Here is a 17458-nt window from a genome sequence, read left to right as displayed (position 1 = left end):
ACGCACGAGCGCCGCGTCGGTAGGAGCCGATGCGCACGGGCACGGCACCGGGAGCGGTGGTGTAGCTGCTCGCGCCACGGGATGCAAGCGGAGGGCGGGTGGCCGGCGCGGGCACCTCACGGACGTGGAGGAGCGGGCGGGCGGCAGTTCGGACAGGATCGATCGTCGTCATGGGACACGGCCGTGATCTGAGGCGTAGCTGGCCTCGCGTCAACCGGGTGCACAGCGCCCCGCGAAGGACCACCAGGATGTTGGCGGCGTATCGGCGGAGGGCGCCGGAGGGGAAGATCCGGTACCTCGAAGCTATGCCCCCGCGAGGGCCCTACCTAATGCACGAAGCTAATCGTGCGAGGGACTTCGCAAAGCGGATAGGTCGTGACGGACCCCCGCGGAGCAGCCCTAGGAGGCGGCAGGCCCGGCGTCGAGGATCTCGGCGACGGCGTCGAGCAGCGTCGTCAGCCGTGTCCGCTCCCTGGTCGAGAGGGTCGCGGCCAGCTCGGCGAGCGCCCGGTCCGCCTCCCGGGTGGCGTTCTCGAGGAGCTCGCAGGTGCTCGGCGTGAGGCTGAGGATGCGCTGCCGCCCGTCGGCCGGGTCGTCGGTGCGCAGCACGTGGCCCAGGGCGACGAGCCGGTCGACGATGATCGTGGCCGCCGCGCTCGTCACGCCGAGCTGATGCGCGATGTCCTTGGCGTGAGCGTTGGTGCCCTTCGCCTCGCAGTGCTGGATCAGCGTCACGGCGGCCAGGTCGTTGCCGCTCAGGTCGAGCTGCTGACGGAGCTGCAGGGCGAAGGCGATGTCGGCGTCGCGGACCCGGCGCATCCGGGCCAGGATCTCGCTCGCGGCGTCGGTCGGCGCTCGCTCCTCGAGCAGCGGCATGCCGGTGCCGACCACCTGGGCGTTCCGCAGGGCAGGTCGGGAGTCGGCCGGCCCCTCCTGCGAGGCGGGGTCCTCGAGCGGGAGGGTGTCGGGTGTGCGCGGTGCGGGGGTGGCCATGACGGCCTCGCTTCTGGGTGTCGGTGCTCGCGGGAGAGGAGTCTCCACGACAGACCTGACTGGCGCAGCGTCCTCAGTCAACACCCCCTGGGCTGCGGGCGCGGACAGGCGGAGGCCTGGCTAGGCCGCGCCGACCTCCAGCTCGCCGACGGCGGCGCCCTCCGCCCCGAACACGACCCGGCGGTTGCCGACCTTCTCGCTGAAGAACCGGTCGTGGCTGACCACGACGACCGCGCCCGGGAAGTGCACGAGCGCGCGCTCCATGACCTGCGTGCTCGCGAGGTCGAGGTGGTTCGTCGGCTCGTCGAGCAACAGCACGGAGGCGCCCGACAGCAGGCACTGCGCCATGGCCACGCGGGCCCGCTGGCCGCCGCTGAGCGCGCCGATCCGCTGCTTCACGTCGGCCTCCGAGAACTGGAACATCGTGAGGAACCGGCCGACCGACTTGCGCGTGGCCGTGAGCGCCAGGCTGTCCGGCATGGCGTTCACCGCGTGGGTCACCGTGTCCTGGTCGTCGAGGTCGGCGAGCACCTGGTCGTACGAGACGACCCGCGCACCGCCGGCCCAGTCGACGCGCCCCCGGTCGGCCCGCTCCTCCCCCGCCAGCACGCGGAGCAGCGTGCTCTTGCCGCTGCCGTTCGAGCCCGAGACGACCATCCGGTCGCGGCGCCGGAGCTCGAACGAGACGTCGTCGAAGAGCACGCGGTCGCCGTACGACTTGCCGAGCCCCTCGACGCGGCAGAGCACGTCCTTGACGTGCAGCCCGCCGTAGATCTCGGTGATGATCTGGTCGACCGGGCGCGGCGCGCGCTGCTTCTTGATCTTCGCGAGCTCCTTCGTGAGGCCGCCCGCGCCTCCTGCCTTCGCGGCCTTGGCGACCTTGACCGCCTCGCGCCGGTCAGCGATGCCCTCGGACTCGAAGGCGAGCAGCTCGGACTCGTGCGCGAACTGCTGCTCGATCGTCTTCAGCCGGAACTGCTTCTGCACGACGTACTCGCCGAAGTCGCCGGGGTACTCGTGCAGGTGGAACGCCTCGACCTCGACGATGCGCGTGACGACCGCGTCGAGGAACTGCCGGTCGTGCGAGACGACGACGGCGGCGCCGCGGAAGTCGCGGAACCACTGCTCGAGCCACTCGACGCCGGCCACGTCGAGGAAGTTCGTGGGCTCGTCGAGCAGGAGGACGTCGGGCTGCTCGAGCAGGATCTTCGCGAGCGCCGCCCTGTTGCGCCAGCCGCCGGACAGGTCGTCGATGGGCAGCGAGCGGTGCTCCTCGGTGAAGCCGAGCGTCGTGAGGGCCGTGTCGATGTGGCGCGGGTAGTCCCAGCCGTCCTGGCGGTCCATCTCGGCGAAGAGCTCGGCCTGACGGTCGATCAGCCGGGTCAGCTCGTCGCCCTGGTCGGGGTCCACGGCCGCGACCGCGATGGCGGAGTCGATCTCGGCCAGCTCGGCCTCCATGGCGCGCACGCCCTCGAAGAGGCCCTGCAGCACCTCCGTGACCGTCGCCGTGCCGTCCAGCTCGCTGAACTGGGAGAAGTAGCCGATGCGGGTGCCCGGCTCGACCGTGACCGTGCCGGCGTCGGGCTGCACCTGCTCGAGCACGAGCTTGAGCAGGGTCGACTTGCCCGAGCCGTTGCGTCCGATCAGGCCGACCCGGTCGCCCTGCTCGAGACGGAAGAAGGCCTCCCGCAGCACGGGGGCGTTCTCGAAGCGGACGGACACGTCGTGCAGTCGGATGAGGCTCATCCGACGATCATCCCAGGGCGGGACGGGGCCGACGAGCCGAGGAGGCGCCCGTCGCGTCGACGAGGACGCCTCAGGACTGCGCGAAACGGACAGAGCCTGGCCCGGGCGTGTCGGGAGGAAATGCCTGGTCGCGCCGCATCGCTAGGGCGTCTAGGGATTTTCACGCCTCTGACCAGGGATTTTGCGATTGGTGATCTCGCTGGGGCCGTCGTACCGTGATCTCAGGCCGGGACGTCGTGAACCCCCGGTCAGGTGCCTCGCGGAGCGTCGATGAGCTTCACGGCAGGGCTGCGCTCCCGAGGCACCACTCCCGCGGGCGACCCGGTCGCTCTCCGCGGCGTCGGGCACGCGCGCGGCCGCGCCGCCCTCAGCGGCGGGGCGGGCGAGGCGTGCGGTAAGGCGACTCGGCCACGAGGCGGCCCTTCGACGCGGCGCGGCGCTCCAGTGCGGCCGACAGCACGGGCGCGACCAGGGCGATGAGGATCCCCACGATCACCACGACGGCGCCGAGGACGATCAGGGCGATGATGAAGGTCTCCATGGGTCGATCCTCGCGGGGCGGCCACGGAGGCGCAACCTCCGGGGCACAAGGTGCGGGGTGCGCACAGCCGGCTCTCGGCCCGGCCACACGGTGCTGTCGGACGTCGGGCGTAGATTCTCGACCATGAACGACATCGCACCCGACGCCTCCCCTGCCACCGGCACCACCACCGAGCGAGCGGTCCTCGCCGGCGGCTGCTTCTGGGGCGCGCAGCAGCTGCTCCGTCGTCGACCCGGCATCGTCTCGAGCCGTGTCGGCTACTCGGGCGGCCACACCCCGAACGCCACATACCGCAACCACGCCGGCCACGCCGAGGCCGTCGAGATCATCTTCGACCCCTCGGTGATCAGCTACCGCGAGCTGCTCGAGTTCTTCTTCCAGATCCACGACCCGTCCACGAAGGACCGCCAGGGCAACGACATCGGCGACAGCTACCGTTCGGCGATCTTCTTCACGTCCGACGAGCAGCGCGCGACCGCGCTCGACACCATCTCCGACGTCGACGCCTCCGGCCTGTGGCCCGGCAAGGTCGTCACCGAGGTCGAGGCCGTGGGCGACTTCTGGGAGGCGGAGGAGGAGCACCAGGACTACCTGGAGAAGCTCCCCAACGGCTACACCTGCCACTTCGTGCGTCCGGGCTGGGTCCTGCCGAAGCGCGAGCAGGAGTCCGTCGCGAGCTAGTCGCCGCAGCCCCGAACGGGGTGCATACCCAGTGGTATCCAGCGATCTATCGTGAGGATGCCCGCCGCCTCCCTGAGCGGCGGGCACCCTCACGACGGAGACCGACGGATGAACGATCTGACCACGCCTGCCCCCCTGAGCACCTCGGGTCACGGTCGCCGACGCGGACGACTGCATCGTCTGGCCCTCGCGCTCGTTGCCCTGACGGTCTTCAGCGGTCTCGTGGTGCCGAGCGTGGCCCTCGGCATCTCCGATCCGAGCTGCGCGTGCGGCGGCGGCGGCGGTGGCGGCGGCAGCAACTACGGCTACCTGACGGCCGCGCCCGGCACGGTGGGGCAGCCCTACGACCACCAGATCCCGGCCTCGGCCAGCAGCATGAACTCCGCCTGGGCCGCGGTGGACGCCCCGCCGCCGGGCCTGAGCCTCTCGTCGACGGGCCGCATCACGGGCGTCCCGCAGAACGTGGGCTACGCGCAGTTCTCCGCCACCGCCACGGACCCGACCTACGGCCAGGTCATCCAGTACCTCATCTCGTTCGACTTCGCCGCTCGCCCCGCGAGCGCCCCCCGGTCCGTCGTCGCGACGGCCACCGGCGCCGGGAGCGTCGGCGTCACTTGGTCGCCGCCGGCCGACCTCGGCGGCCCGGCGCTCACCTCCTACCGGGTCACCTGGGACGGCGGCAGCGCCGACGTCCCCGCACCGGGCACCCAGCTCGACGTGACGGGCCTGACGACGGGCCGCAGCTACGTCTTCACCGTCGCCGCCCTCAGCGCGGCCGGCACCGGCCCGTCGGCCTCGTCCGCGCCGACGACGCCCGCCGCTCCCCCGGCCGCCCCGACGGGCCTCACCGCCTCGGCCGGCGCGTCGTCCGCCTCGCTCTCGTGGACCCCGTCGACCACGAACGGCACGCCCGTCACCGGCTACCTCGTCGAGCAGCAGCCCGCAGGAGGCGCCTGGGGCCCCGCGGCGCCCGCCCGCGTCACGGGCACGACGGCAGCCGTGACGGGGCTGACCGACGGCACGACGTACGCGTTCCGCGTCTCGGCGACCTCCGCCGCCGGCACGAGCCCGGCCAGCGGCACCGCGAGCGCCCGACCCGTCTCGGTGCCCGGCGCACCGGCGGTGACGGCGACCCCTGGGCCCACGTCGGACGTCGTCGTCCAGTGGACGGCGCCCTCCTCCGACGGGGGCTCGCCCGTGGTGTCCTGGCAGCTCGTGGTGTCCGAGACGGCGTCCGGCACGGTCGTCCAGCGCCAGGAGACCGTCCAGGGCACGACGAGCACCGTCGCCGGGCTCCGGCCGGGCACCTCGTACTCGTTCCTGGTCCAGGCGCGCAACGCACTCGGCCTGAGCGCGCCGGGCACCGCCACGGCGGTCCCGTACACGCTCCCCTCGGCTCCCGGCTCGCCCGTGGTCGTCCCCGGCGACGGGTCCCTCTCCCTCTCCTGGGCCCCGGCGGCGGACAACGGCTCTGCCGTGACCCGCTACGTCGTGGCGTTGTCCGACGGCGGACAGGAGCGGACGGTCGTCGTGACCGGCGCCTCCGTCGTGCTCGACGGGCTGCGCAACGGCAGTCCGTACCGGGTCGTCGTCTCCGCCGAGAACCTAGCCGGCGAGGGCCCACGGTCCTCAGCGACCGGAACTCCCCGGCGCGCCCCGGACGCGCCGCGATCGGTCGTCGCAGCGGCCGGCGACCGCACGGCGACGGTCTCGTGGACGGCCCCGGACTCCGACGGCGGCTCGCCGCTGACCGGCTGGCTGCTCGAGCACAGCACCGACGGCGGCACGAGCTGGACCCAGCAGCAGCTCGGCCCCTCCGTCACGACGTCGGTCCTCGCCGGACTCGACAACGGCGAGGAGGCCCTCGTGCGCGTCACGGCCCGCAACGCCGCGGGCGGCGGGGCCACGAGCCCGACCGTGGCCGTCGTGCCGTTCGGCGTGCCCGCGACGCCCGACGACGTGGTCGCCGTGCCCCTCGACCGGAGCGTCGCGCTCAGCTGGAGCGAGCCGGCCGACGGCGGGTCGGCCCTGCTCGGCTACGAGGTCGTCGTGACCGGTGCCGACGGGACCCGCTCGGTCTTCCCGGCGTCGTCGACCCGGACGACCGTCACGGGCCTGTCCAACGGCACGACCTACGACGTGACGGTCACCGCGCTGAACGAGCGCGGTCGGTCGGCCGCGTCCGCCGGCATCTCGACGACGCCGCGCACCGTCCCGTCGGCACCCGCCGACCTGACGGCGCAGCCCGGCCCGCGCTCGGTCGCCCTCACGTGGACCGTCCCCTCCGACGGCGGCTCCCCCGTCCAGGAATGGGTGGTCGAGGCGTCCACCGACCAGGGCTGGGCCCGCGTCGGCACGTCGCTGGTGCCCGGCACCGTCGTCCACGACCTCGTCGACGGCGTACGCGCCTCCTTCCGCGTGACCGCGGTGAACGCCGCCGGCGACTCCGAGGTCAGCGAGACCGTCGTGGCCACACCGCGGTCGGCGCCCTCCGCCCCGCTGGCCCTGACGGCGCTCCCGCAGGACCGCGGTGCGCTGCTGAGCTGGGCCGCCCCGGTCGACGACGGCGGCTCGCCCGTCACGTCGTGGCTCGTCGAGACCTCGACGGGCAACAGCGACTGGGCCCCGGCGGAGGTCTCGGGGACGGGCACCACGCGGACCGTCTCGGGTCTCGCCAACGGCACGGCCGCCTCCTTCAGGGTCACCGCGGTCACCGAGGCTGGACCGGGCAGCGCCTCGGACGTCGTGTCGACCACTCCCCGGACCACTCCCGGAGCACCTGCCAGCCCGGCGGCTGCCGCCGGCGTCGAGGTCGTCACGCTGACGTGGAGCGCCCCGGTCGACGACGGCGGCGACGCCGTCACGGGCTACCTCGTCGAACAGCGCGTCGACGACGGCTGGGCTACCGTTCGCGGCACGGACGCGGAGACGACGGCGACGACCCTCACGGGGCTGCGCAACGGCACCGAGCAGGAGCTCCGCGTGCGGGCCGTGAACGCGGCGGGCCCGGGAGCCGCGTCGACCGTCGCTGCGGCGACGCCCCGGACCGTGCCGGACGCCCCTGCCGGCCTCGCGCTCTCGCCCGGCGACGGCATGGTCGGCGCGACCTGGTCCGCCCCGGCGTGGGACGGCGGCGCGGCCGTCGCCCGGTACGAGGTCGAGGCCGCGGCGCCGGACGGCACCCTCGTGGCGGCCAGCTCGACGCGCCTCGCCGCCGTGCTGGAGGGTCTCGCGAACGGCACGCCCGTCGACGTCCGCGTCCGCGCCGTCAACGCGGCCGGCGCCGGCGCCTGGAGCACCGTCGCCACCTCCACGCCGTTCGTCTTCGCCCCGACCATCTCGCGGCCCGACGGCACCAGCCTCGAGGGGCGCACCGTCTCGGCCGGCGACCCGATCGTGTTCACGGCCGACCACCTCCCGGTCGGTGCCGCGGTCTCGCTCGAGCTGCACTCGGTGGTCCGCGTGCTCGCCGCCGGCGTCGTCGGGGCCGACGGCACGATCCGTCTCGAGGGGCGCATCCCCGAGGAGGCGGAGGCCGGCGACCACCACCTGGTGGCGGTGCTCGACGGGGCAGGCACGACCATCGCGCCGGTGAGCGTCTCCGTCCGGATCGACCCCGTCGCGGACCCGGGCGCAGGCCGGCCCGGCCTCGGCGGACTGCCCGCCGCCGGCGGACTCCCCGGGGCGGTCGCCGGCCCCGCGTCCGTCGTCCCGGCTCGTGCCGGGCTCGCACCCGCGCCGACCGCGTCGCGTCGAGCCCTCGCGACGACCGGCGACGACGGCGCCCTGGCCGCCGTGGCCGGCGGGGTGCTGCTCGGCGCGCTGGGCACGCTGCTGCGTGTCCGCTCCTCGAGGCGGGGCCGCCCGCGAGGGTAGGCAGCGGCGCCGCGCGGGAGGGCGGCGGCGTCGCGGGCACCGGCACCTGGTAAGCAGGGTGCATGCCCCTCGACGTCGCCGCCCTCCGCTCTGCCTACCCGTCCCTCTCCTCGGGCATCGCCCACTTCGACGGACCGGGCGGCACCCAGACGCCGCGCGTCGTCGGCGAGGCGATCCTCGCCGCGATGACGGGCCCCACGTCGATCCGCGGGACGAGCACGGCCTCCGAGCGCAACAGCGAGGCGACGGTCCAGGCCTTCCGCGCCGCCTACGCCGACTTCCTCGGGGTCCCGCCCGAGGGCGTCGTCCACGGCCGGAGCGCCACCCAGCTCACGTACGACTTCGCGCGCCACCTGTCGGCGTCCTGGGGCCCCGGCGACGAGGTCGTCGTCAGCCGACTCGACCACGACGCCAACATCCGGCCGTGGGTCCAGGCAGCCGAGGCCGTCGGCGCGACCGTGACGTGGATCGAGCTCGACCCCGCGACGGGCGAGCTCGACCTCGAGTCGGCCGCCGCAGCCATCACCGACCGCACTCGCCTCGTCGCCGTGACCGCCGCCTCCAACCTGCTGGGCACGCAGCCGCCGGTGGCGGCGATCGCCGACCGGGCGCACGCCGTCGGCGCCCTGGTCTGGGTCGACGCGGTCCACTACGCCGCCCACGAGCTCGTCGACCGGGTCGCGCTCGGAGCCGACTTCGTCGTCTGCTCGCCCTACAAGTTCGCCGGACCGCACTGCGGCGTGCTGGGCGCCGACCCCGAGCTGCTCGAGGGCATCCGGCCGGCGAAGCTGCTGCCGTCGACCGACGTGGTGCCCGAGCGCTTCGAGTTCGGCACGCTCCCCTACGAGCAGCTCGCCGGGGCGACGGCCGCCGTCGACTTCCTCGCCGCGATCGCTCCCGGCGACGCAACGGCGCGCAGGGAGGCGCTGGTCGCCTCCTTCGCGGCGGTGCACGAGCACGAGACGGCGCTGCGCGTCGCGCTGGAGGAGCGCCTCGCGCGGGTGCCCGGCCTCACGGTCCGCTCGCGGGCGGCCCGACGGACGCCGACGCTCTACGTGACGATCGAGGGTCGCTCGATGCGCGAGCTCGCCGCACACCTCGCGACGCGGGACGTGCTCGCGCCGGCCGGGCACTTCTACGCGATCGAGGCGTGGCGGGCGATGGGCCTCGACGACGACACGACCGGGCTCCGCATCGGCCTCGCGCCGTACACGGACCAGACCGACGTCGACCGGCTCGTCGCCGGCGTCGAGGAGTTCATCGCCGCCTGAGCCGTGCCGACGACGGCGAGCCGGCATGAACTGCCCTGCGGGCCGAGCCCGTCAGCAGTTCGCGCGAGTTCAGCGCCCGTCGGCCGGACGGCGGGCTCGGGAGCTAGGCCTGGAGCTTCTCGATCAGCTGGGCCTTCGTGAGGCGCGAGACGCCGGTGACGCCCTTGTCGGTGGCGAGCTGACGCAGCGAGACGAGAGTCTGGGCGTGCAGGTCGACGTGCGCCTCGGAGCCGTCGTGCGCCGTGACCGTGGTCTCGTCGGCGTGCGGCAGCGGGGGCATGTAGGCAGCGCCCGGGCCCTTCGGCGCGCTCGTCGTGGGGACGACGGACTTCTGCGCGACCTCGGCCTCGACCTGCTCGTGCGACTTCGTGGGCTTCGGGGCAGGGGTGGCGGTGGTCTCCGAGGAGGCGGTCGGCGCCTCCTTCGAGGAGCCCTGCGACGCGCTCTTCGTCGCGCTCTTGACGGCCTTCTTCGTCGCCTTCTCGGCGTCCTTGATCTTCTTCGCCGCGGTGTCGAGGGCGTCCTCGGCCGAGCCGCGCGCCTTCTTCGCCTTCTTGGCGCCGTCGGCCTTGGCGAGCGTCTTCACGCCCTTGCGCGCGTCCGCGACGGCGTCGAGAGCGGAGTCGAGCGCCGCGGTCGCGGCCTTCTGGAGCTTCTTCGTGCTGGCCACGGGGCCTCCTCGGATCGGGTGCGGGATCGACCTCAGCCTGGCACTGGTCCAGCCGGGCTGCAGCCCGCTCGGAGGCGTCTCCCAGTCAGCACGGAGCACCCCGGAGTGGACGGAACACCCCGAAACGACGTGGTGCACGGTCCACTAGCGGGTGTTCGAGGCCGGTGCCGCGCCGCGCGACCTGCCCTGTCCGTAATTTGAGAGTGATCCTGCCGATCCGACCGCCGCACCGGCCAGCTGTTGCACGGCGGACACGTATCTGTCTCGGTTTGATGTCCGCTGCTCAGACGCCGGCGGCGGTGCCGGCCCAGAACTCGCGAACGGCCTCGACGACGCCCTCGGCCTGACGACGCCCGGCCTCGGCGGCAGGGCCGCGGTTCGCGCTCGAGAGGGAGTTCGCGCCGAAGGCGGCGAGGCTCTCGTCGTCCGCCTCGATGACGAAGACGGGCCGGTCGGCGCCCATCCGGGTCGAGACGACGCCGGGCAGGGTCGGGCCGAGCGGGGACTGTGCGAGCTCCGGCCCGCACGACAGGACGAGCACGCGCTCGGCGGCGTCGGCCACGTCGGCGTTGGTGCCCGAGCGGATGCCGCCGTCCATGGTCGGACACCCGTCGACCTCCACGGTCGGCCAGACGAGCGGGACCGAGCAGCTGGCCGCGACGGCCACGTGCAGGGGCACGCCGGAGGCGGCCGTCAGCACCCGGAACTCGCCGTCGGTCGCGTCGACGGTGCAGATGGCCAGCGGGCCCTCGGGCCAGGCGGCGTCGGCGCCGAAGCGCTCGCGCATGGTCGTGACGAGCTCGGGCTCGTCGCCGGTGACGGGCACCTGCCGGGCCAGTGCGCCCAGCCGGGCCCGCGCCTCCTCGGCGTTCGTCGCCCCCTGGATCGCCTGGCCGATGCGCTGCATGAAGTCCTCGCCGTCGAGGGCGGCCTCGTGGGTCGCCGTCGCGGGCACGAGCTGCTCGGCGTACGCGTCGACGATGCCGCTCGCGCCGAGGCGGAGGGTCGTCCCGACGACCGAGCCCGCGGAGGTGCCGACGACGAGGTCCGCGTCGCCCAGCGGGATGCCTGCCTCGAGCAGGCGGGCGAGCACGCCGAGCTCCCACGCGATGCCGGTGATGCCGCCGCCGCCGAGGACGACGGCGGTGCGGGGTCCGGCCGGGGCCGGGGAGGTGGTGGGGGCGGTGTCGGTCATGGGACCTCCTGGTGAGCGTGGTGGGAACCGGCCCACGCTACGACCGGAGCCTGGCCGGTCCTCTCAGGTGCCGCCGCCCCGGTCAGTCGACCTCGCTCTGCCACGCACCGTCGAGGGCCTCCGTCGCCCCGCGCATCAGCCCCCAGCCCGGCTAGCACCCCACGTCACCTCGAGGTTGAGCACCCAGACGACGCCGAAGCGGTCGGTGGCCATGCCGTAGAGCGGGACCACATCGACTGCCCCGGCAGGTCGTCCGCATCGGTGCCGCCCGCCTACACGAAGACCGATGAGACGCCGTAGCACGGTCGGGCCGAGATGACGTCAGACGTCATGACGGGGTGGCCCTCATCGCACACGAGCTGCCGCTAGACGACTTGCTACGCCTCGGTCTCTTCAGTGGCCGACTGCGCGTCGAACTACACGACGACGGCTATCTGACTGCCGAAGACGGGGCGCGAGATCCCGGGGGCGGCGCGGGCGTCAGCGCGGAAGTCGAGGCTAGGAGTGATGGTGAGGGACACTGCTGCACCCTCTGTGCAACGGGCGTTCCTTCTACGAAGCGCCCAGTTCGACCATCTCCTGCGGTGGAGCGAAAAGGTCTTTCACGCGATCCGCGTCAGTGCCGACAAACGACTGGGGCGCAGTCAAACACTCGATGGGGCTGTGGCTGCTGAATACGAACGCGGCGACGACAGACCAACTCGCAGCTTCGCCGACGTCACCAGAGCTTGATCCATTGAGCTCGGACACCCGCTTGACGAAGGCCAGCTTGTCGAGTTCCACCTCTCGGACAGAGCGGTCGAGCTTATCGGCGTACTCGCCGAGGAACTTCTTGAGTTCGTTCTGGAGGGACTTTGCATTCTGATCTGAGCTCATGTTCTTGAACTCGAGAACATGGATCTTGCGTTGGGCTGCATCAATGACAACCGAGTCGATTTCGCGCGAGAGCTTCACACTGCCGACGCGTGCACCATTCTTCAGCGAGGCCCAAGGGAGACCCGTCTCGTCCAGACGCGAACCGACATAGCGCTCGAACAACGGTCCGGACTCCCGGCTGCGATCCTCGAGGGCACGATGAAGGCGTGGCGCCGTCTCTCTGAGCGTGTTCCGCGGTACCGGCCAATCGCCCTGGGTTAGATAACGAGCCCACCGGAGCACCGCCTCGAAAACGACATCACGGAAGATGTAGTAGCGACCGCCAGTTTTGAGGAGTGGGCTAGTCCAGACCCGCTTATGCTGATGCCGCGTATGGCTCGGACGCAGACTTTCGATGCTCATGTCGTCGTCCGAGAACGTGAGATAGTCCACTGCGGCCCTGGAAATGGTGGGGCCGACGGGCAATCCGTCAAAACCTAGGAACTCATATCTTCGATCGAGACAGTGACGCAGGAGCACCGTAAGTGTGTCCAGGAGTTCGTCGATGGAAAATCCGAGATCCTGAGCCGCTGCCTGGGATATGGCTTCCAGTCCAGGGGCAACCCAGCCGGCAGGTTGGTCGAGATCCCCGAGCAGACTGAGGTCGATTTCGCCGCGGCTGATCGGGCGCTCCACGAGCAGCAACCACCGCTGCAGATCGAAGTCACCAGCTTCGTACGCAATCCTCAGACCTGTTCTGTCTGCGGCGATGGTCACGTGTCCCAGATGGGGTGCTGTGGTTGAGCCTTGCTCTGCCCTCTCCGCAAGTTCGGCTATCGAACGCAACGTCTCGAGGGTCGTGAGCGACTCACCTATACGCATCAACTCCCTAAGTTGAGACGGACTTGGAACAGATGCGCCCGTGATCGGTGTGAGCACAACTCGTTCTAGAATCCCTCGCGCTGCCCTGCTGGCCTGGATGTCTCGAAACTGCGCACTTCTGGTTGAGCTATCAATCACTAGGTTACGCCGCCCGGCTCGTGCGATAGCTTGCTGGTCCGCAGAAGGCAAACCTTTTGTGACGACAAAGCCGAGCTCGCGTATGAGGTGCTCCCGACGGAACTTTTCAACACGTTTGTCGAAATGCTTCTGCAGGATATCTATGACGACCGCAAGCTGGCCTACAGGGGAATCGATGCTGGCGACGGACGATGACACTCGATCGCGAACTTGAGGGGGCATGGTAATGCTGAAGCTCGACATGAGTACACCGTAACATGAGGACGGACCAATAACACGCTAGTGATATGTTTATGGGTTTAAAAGTTGCTAGCGTTCTCAACATCTCTAGACAGGCACAATGACGGGAGCGACGCTCTGTTCGACCTGACTGCAAGTGCTCTGTCAGGCAGCACGAGGCGCGTTGCCAACTTACGGTCACACGAACAGTGAGAGCGCCACAGAGGGGAAGCAGCAGCTCCGCAGCTCCTTTGACGCGGCCTAGTTGTTAAAGCGGAACTCCACCACGTCGCCGTCCTACCGGGATTCCCGCGTCACGGCATCGACAGCTCGTCGGTGCTGACGGTGATGCCGGTCGGGTACTCGACCCAGAGGTCGCTGCCCTCGCGGAACAGCCGGGCCGCCGTCATGTCGCACTCCTGGAAGTCGCGACGAGACGTTGCGACGCGCTTAGCGCCCAGCGCCTCCCTGACCCGCGACAAAGGCACCCGTCGGACGACGCCGGGTGCTGACATGACTTCGTACTCCGTCTCCCCGCGAGCGAAGAGGAGCCAGCGCGTGGGCATGGCCACCTGGCGAAAGTACCGGTACTTCTCGATGAACACCAGTGCCTCCTAGGGGCGCAGATGCCATGAGGGCTGAGGATCCTGACTGTAGTTCGGATAACCCTGCACCCGGGGCTGCTCGAGGTCGTAGAAGTCGCTCTGCGGAAGAGCACCCGGCCCGCGAGGATTCAGCGCAGGGTCGAGAGCCCCGATGTCGACGATGCCCCGGCCTTGCATCGCCTGGTGGTTGATCCACTTCTTGTTGACCCACAGATGGATGTCCTGATGCGCGAAAGGGAAGTGGTTCGTCATCGTCCCGGTGTTCGCCCTGAACCTCGTGGGGCGGCTTCATCATCCTCGAAGTCACGGGCCGACCGACGTCGACCTTCCTCCTGTTCGGCACGACCGTGCTCGGCAACCTCGCGGTGTTCGGCCGGCTCGGACCCGCCCAGAGCAAGCAGAGCGAGAAGCTCGAATTGATTCGCAGCCAGACGAACGGCACCCTCTCGAAGCGTGACGAGAAGATCGACCGCCTCACGCAGCTTCTCCTAAAACAGCACGGAGTGAAGCTCGACGACGATCTCAACCCGATCATCGACCCGGAGGGGCCGCAGCACCCGGGCGTAAGCGGAAGAGGGCGCCTATGGGTCGTGCCAGACTCCGACCTATGACGCTCCCGCTCTGGCTTCAGATCATCACACTGGTCGCCCCCGCCGCCGTCGCTATTTTCTCAGCCGTGTGGGCTTCAAAGTCCGCACGGCGAGCCCAGCAAGCCGAGTCAGAGTCGGCCCGTCTTCGGGCCCTCGAAGAGCGGGTTGCCGAGAAAAAGTTCGAGGTCTACAAGCCGTTCGTGGACGCCATGGGAGACATGCTGACCCCCACGCGAACCAAGAACGCGTTGGCTGACTTTGAGAACGTCATAGCGGACTTCCAGAACTGGGTCATCGTTTTCGGATCGGATGAAGTGGTCGATGCCTTCCTCCGATACAGGACATCAGCCAATGGCAATCCGCCGATGATGGTGACCTTCCGCCTCATGGCTGATCTCCTTATGGCGATACGTCGTGACGTGGCCGCACCGGACACCAAGCTCTTGGGCATCCACATGATCGCATCGCGCCTTAACGACATCGCGGATCATCCGGAACTACAGGAGAACCTGTCTATGCCGCTGTCGAAGCTCATCGAGCAAGAAGGTTGGGACGCACCGTTCACTTTCACAACAGTGCCGACCATTGAGCCAGGAAACACGGCTGGTCGCGCCCGACAGGCTTGACACGATGGTTTAGATGTGACCGAACTCCGCCACATCGCGTTCAAGCATCACTGCCCTACCCTGCGGGTTCTCTTGCCTTGGTGAATAGCTCGCGCTTCATTAACGCCGAAGTCTCGGCGAACTTCTTCGATGAGGTCTTTCATCAACGAGTCGACGCGCGCCTCGAAGGTACGGGCCTGCTCCGCATAGAAGACGGGCGGTCGAAGCGCCATTGCGTAGGAAAGGGTCTCATTACGAATAGTGTCGATTCGATCGGAAACAGACGTGGCGCCTAGCGCTTCAACCGTCACGGCAGCCCTCGTCAGAGGGTCAAAGCCATCGAAGGCATCCACAAAGTTGGAAAAGGCGGCCGATGACTTATCATCATCTTCGCCTTCTCCGCTGTTCCCCATCATGGCCCTGTTGAACTCCTTGAGACGTGCTATGAAGTCGGCTGTGGCGTACAACGCTTCAAGCTCCGCTGCGCGACCCGCTTCGAGAACTTGGCTGAAAACGGCATTCCTCGCGCGACGGTCCTCCGCTCGATGGGTGGTGACCGTAGAGACCACCGTGGACGCGACAACGCCCATTAGAGCGATTGTTGCGGGCAGCACGATTAGCAGGACAGAACCGAGCGACAAGGCGTTCGTCGGGGCGGTATTAGCTGCAGCGAAGAAATAGGTCATGGCGTAAGAGGACTAGTTGTTGAAGCGGAACTCCACCACGTTCCGTTGCACATAGACATCAAGACCTATGCTCATAAGATGAGCGGTCCGCTGACAGCAATCTACCTGCGCCAGAGCCTCGACAAGCAGGAAGGCATAGATCGACAGCGAGAGCGATGCTCTCAGCTCGTGTCGGCCCGAGCGTGGCATCTGGTCGATGAGTACGTGGACAACGACTTGAGCGCGAGCAAGCCGCGAGGCCCTGGCACCGCGTGGCACCGAATGCTCGGCGACTTGGGGACTCAAACCATCACCCACGTCGTAGCAGTCGATTTGGACCGACTACTGCGGACAACTCGCGACCTCAACGTCCTCATCGATGCCGGCGCAAAGGTCCTCACCGTCGACGGCGAGATCGACTTGTCGACCGCAGACGGCGAGTTTCGGGCGACGATGCTCGCCGGCATCGGCCGCTTCGAAGCTCAGCGCAAGGGCGAGCGTCAGAAACGAGCAAACGCAGACCGCCTTGAACGCGGCGTCCTCTTCAAGGGCGGGGTCCGACTTACCGGCTACACGCAAGGCGGCGAGGTCATCGAGGACGAGGCCACCATCGTCCGCAGCATCTTCACCGACTTTGTCAGGGGCGAAACGCTCAAGGGAATTGCCAGGTCGCTCACGGAGTCCTCCGCGCAGCCGCGGCGCAAAACGACGACGCTCGGACATGCGAACGCAGCCGCCCCTGACGCAGGAACCTGGTCACCGAGCTCCGTCCGTTCAATTCTTACCAACCCTCGCTACGCAGGACGGGCCGTCATGGGCGGCAAGGCAACGGGCGTCACAGGCGAATGGGTAGCCATCATTGAGAGCCACGATTTCGACCTTGTTCAGGCAAGGCTGAGCGAGCCGGGCCGAAAGAGGAATATGGGGACGACGGCGCGAAAGTACCTTGGGTCTGGGCTTTGGCAGTGTGGGATCTGTTCGGCACCTATGACCTCGACAGGTCGACGATATTGGTGCCGAGCCGGCGGACACGTTGCCCGCACAGCCGAGCATGTCGACTCCTACATAGAGGGGATCATCCTGCGTCGCCTCGCACGCCCTGATCTCCTCTCGGCATTTAGGCCCACCGACGATCTGGCCGCTCGGCGACTGAGCACCGAGGTCGCCAAACTGACAGCCAAGCTCGAGCTCGTGGATTCCGACTACTACAACGACCTAGTACCAGCAGCCGTCTATGCGGAGAAGCGCCGACGAATCCTCATCGAGCTTGGCGACGTCGAAGCGGAACGGGCTCGTGGCTTGAGCGAGGGGTCAGTAGCTTCCATCCTCGGATCCGAGCCGGCGCGGAGCTGGAGCGAAGCGACGATTGACCGGCGCCGCGCTATCGCGCACGCGCTCATGACTGTTCGGCTGCACCCAGCACCAGTCGGGCGGAAGGGCTTCGACCCAGAAACTGTCGAGGTCGTATGGAACGGGACCGGCCACTGACTCCGCGGAGGCCCATTGAGCTCGCGCTCTAAAGCACCGCGTGCGTTGGTATCCCAGATCGCGCTACCCGATTCTAGACACGACCATCTTGCGTTCCGCCCGTGACGCAAAAGGGGACGGCATCGAGCTGCGCGTCGTCGGCAGCCAGAAAGTTGTGCGGGGAGTGGACGCTCGCGTCTACTGCGAAAGCCCGCGTATAGGCCACTGGCCGACCTGGCGTGGCCTGGGCCATGTATTTGCGGCGGTAGGAACAGCCTCAATTTGGCCTCCGCAACGCGTCCGCGCATGGCCCCTCCATGAACATGCTTCCTCGCCTTGCAATTGAGTCGCTTGAGCAGCGAATGGACCGCCTAGCCTCTGAAGCGCCTCCACTGAGCCCGCGTCAGCTCACCGCCATCGTCCTGGCGCTCACGCCCGTCGAATACGCAAAAGCGGCAT

Annotated in this window: 15 protein-coding genes; 6 read left to right on the top strand and 9 right to left on the bottom strand. The window is 69.3% G+C overall.

Annotation, left to right across the window (positions count from 1 at the left end; translation table 11 throughout):
- Nucleotides 1-399: 399 nt before the first annotated feature.
- The 3 genes from EDF20_RS09735 to EDF20_RS15705 all read right to left on the bottom strand — a co-directional run bounded on the left by EDF20_RS09735 (nt 400) and on the right by EDF20_RS15705 (nt 3280).
- Nucleotides 400-993 carry a MarR family transcriptional regulator gene (locus tag EDF20_RS09735; RefSeq protein ID WP_123548092.1) on the bottom strand — a complete coding sequence of 198 codons (594 nt, stop codon included), beginning with the start codon at nt 991-993 and terminating at the stop codon, nt 400-402.
- Between the two features lie 120 nt (nt 994-1113).
- A complete protein-coding gene (locus EDF20_RS09730) occupies nt 1114-2739 on the bottom strand; it encodes an ABC-F family ATP-binding cassette domain-containing protein (RefSeq protein WP_133738519.1) in 1626 nt (541 codons plus the stop codon).
- 367 nt (nt 2740-3106) lie between these two features.
- A complete protein-coding gene (locus tag EDF20_RS15705) occupies nt 3107-3280 on the bottom strand; it encodes a hypothetical protein (protein WP_166644794.1) in 174 nt (57 codons plus the stop codon).
- 123 nt (nt 3281-3403) lie between these two features.
- On the opposite strand from EDF20_RS15705, the gene msrA reads away from it, so the two are divergent.
- The 3 genes from msrA (at nt 3404) to EDF20_RS09715 (ending at nt 9108) form a co-directional block, all read left to right on the top strand.
- On the top strand, nt 3404-3961 hold the full coding sequence (gene msrA / locus EDF20_RS09725) for a peptide-methionine (S)-S-oxide reductase MsrA (protein ID WP_133738518.1): 558 nt from the start codon (nt 3404-3406) through the stop codon (nt 3959-3961).
- 108 nt (nt 3962-4069) lie between these two features.
- Entirely contained in the window at nt 4070-7837 is a 3768-nt protein-coding gene (locus tag EDF20_RS09720) for a fibronectin type III domain-containing protein (RefSeq protein ID WP_166644793.1), read from the top strand.
- A 62-nt stretch (nt 7838-7899) separates the two neighbouring features.
- A complete protein-coding gene (locus tag EDF20_RS09715; protein WP_133738516.1) occupies nt 7900-9108 on the top strand; it encodes a cysteine desulfurase-like protein in 1209 nt (402 codons plus the stop codon).
- 103 nt (nt 9109-9211) lie between these two features.
- Here the strand turns inward: EDF20_RS09715 and EDF20_RS09710 are convergent, their stop codons facing one another.
- From EDF20_RS09710 to EDF20_RS09690, 5 genes are all read right to left on the bottom strand, one after another.
- Nucleotides 9212-9778, bottom strand: a complete 567-nt coding sequence (locus tag EDF20_RS09710) for a Rho termination factor N-terminal domain-containing protein (protein ID WP_133738515.1) — start codon at nt 9776-9778, stop codon at nt 9212-9214.
- Between the two features lie 283 nt (nt 9779-10061).
- Complete coding sequence (locus tag EDF20_RS09705) at nt 10062-10973, bottom strand: patatin-like phospholipase family protein (RefSeq protein WP_133738514.1); 912 nt, start codon at nt 10971-10973, stop codon at nt 10062-10064.
- Between the two features lie 552 nt (nt 10974-11525).
- Complete coding sequence (locus tag EDF20_RS09700; RefSeq protein WP_133738513.1) at nt 11526-13091, bottom strand: hypothetical protein; 1566 nt, start codon at nt 13089-13091, stop codon at nt 11526-11528.
- A 290-nt stretch (nt 13092-13381) separates the two neighbouring features.
- Complete coding sequence (locus tag EDF20_RS09695; RefSeq protein ID WP_133738512.1) at nt 13382-13672, bottom strand: hypothetical protein; 291 nt, start codon at nt 13670-13672, stop codon at nt 13382-13384.
- A gap of 9 nt (nt 13673-13681) precedes the next feature.
- Nucleotides 13682-13924 (bottom strand): hypothetical protein, encoded by a 243-nt coding sequence (locus tag EDF20_RS09690; protein WP_133738511.1) that lies wholly within the window; start codon nt 13922-13924, stop codon nt 13682-13684.
- Nucleotides 13925-14019: 95 nt separating this feature from the next.
- Here EDF20_RS09690 and EDF20_RS09685 point away from each other — a divergent pair, with 95 nt between their 5' ends.
- Both EDF20_RS09685 and EDF20_RS09680 read left to right on the top strand, forming a co-directional pair.
- Complete coding sequence (locus EDF20_RS09685) at nt 14020-14283, top strand: hypothetical protein (protein ID WP_133738510.1); 264 nt, start codon at nt 14020-14022, stop codon at nt 14281-14283.
- Complete coding sequence (locus EDF20_RS09680; protein WP_133738509.1) at nt 14280-14888, top strand: hypothetical protein; 609 nt, start codon at nt 14280-14282, stop codon at nt 14886-14888. Before EDF20_RS09685 ends, EDF20_RS09680 begins: the two co-directional genes overlap by 4 nt.
- 47 nt (nt 14889-14935) lie before the next feature.
- Here EDF20_RS09680 and EDF20_RS09675 read toward each other — a convergent pair whose 3' ends face one another.
- The gene (locus EDF20_RS09675; protein ID WP_133738508.1) at nt 14936-15553 is read right to left on the bottom strand and encodes a hypothetical protein; all 618 of its coding nucleotides are present in this window, start codon (nt 15551-15553) and stop codon (nt 14936-14938) included.
- Between the two features lie 78 nt (nt 15554-15631).
- On the opposite strand from EDF20_RS09675, the gene EDF20_RS09670 reads away from it, so the two are divergent.
- Nucleotides 15632-17020 carry a recombinase family protein gene (locus EDF20_RS09670; RefSeq protein WP_133738507.1) on the top strand — a complete coding sequence of 463 codons (1389 nt, stop codon included), beginning with the start codon at nt 15632-15634 and terminating at the stop codon, nt 17018-17020.
- The last annotated feature ends 438 nt before the right edge of the window (nt 17021-17458 follow it).

The organism is Frigoribacterium sp. PhB116, assembly GCF_004364285.1.
Lineage (GTDB): Bacteria > Actinomycetota > Actinomycetes > Actinomycetales > Microbacteriaceae > Frigoribacterium.
Note: the sequence above shows the minus strand (reverse complement) of the source record. Positions and strands in the feature narration are given on the sequence as shown.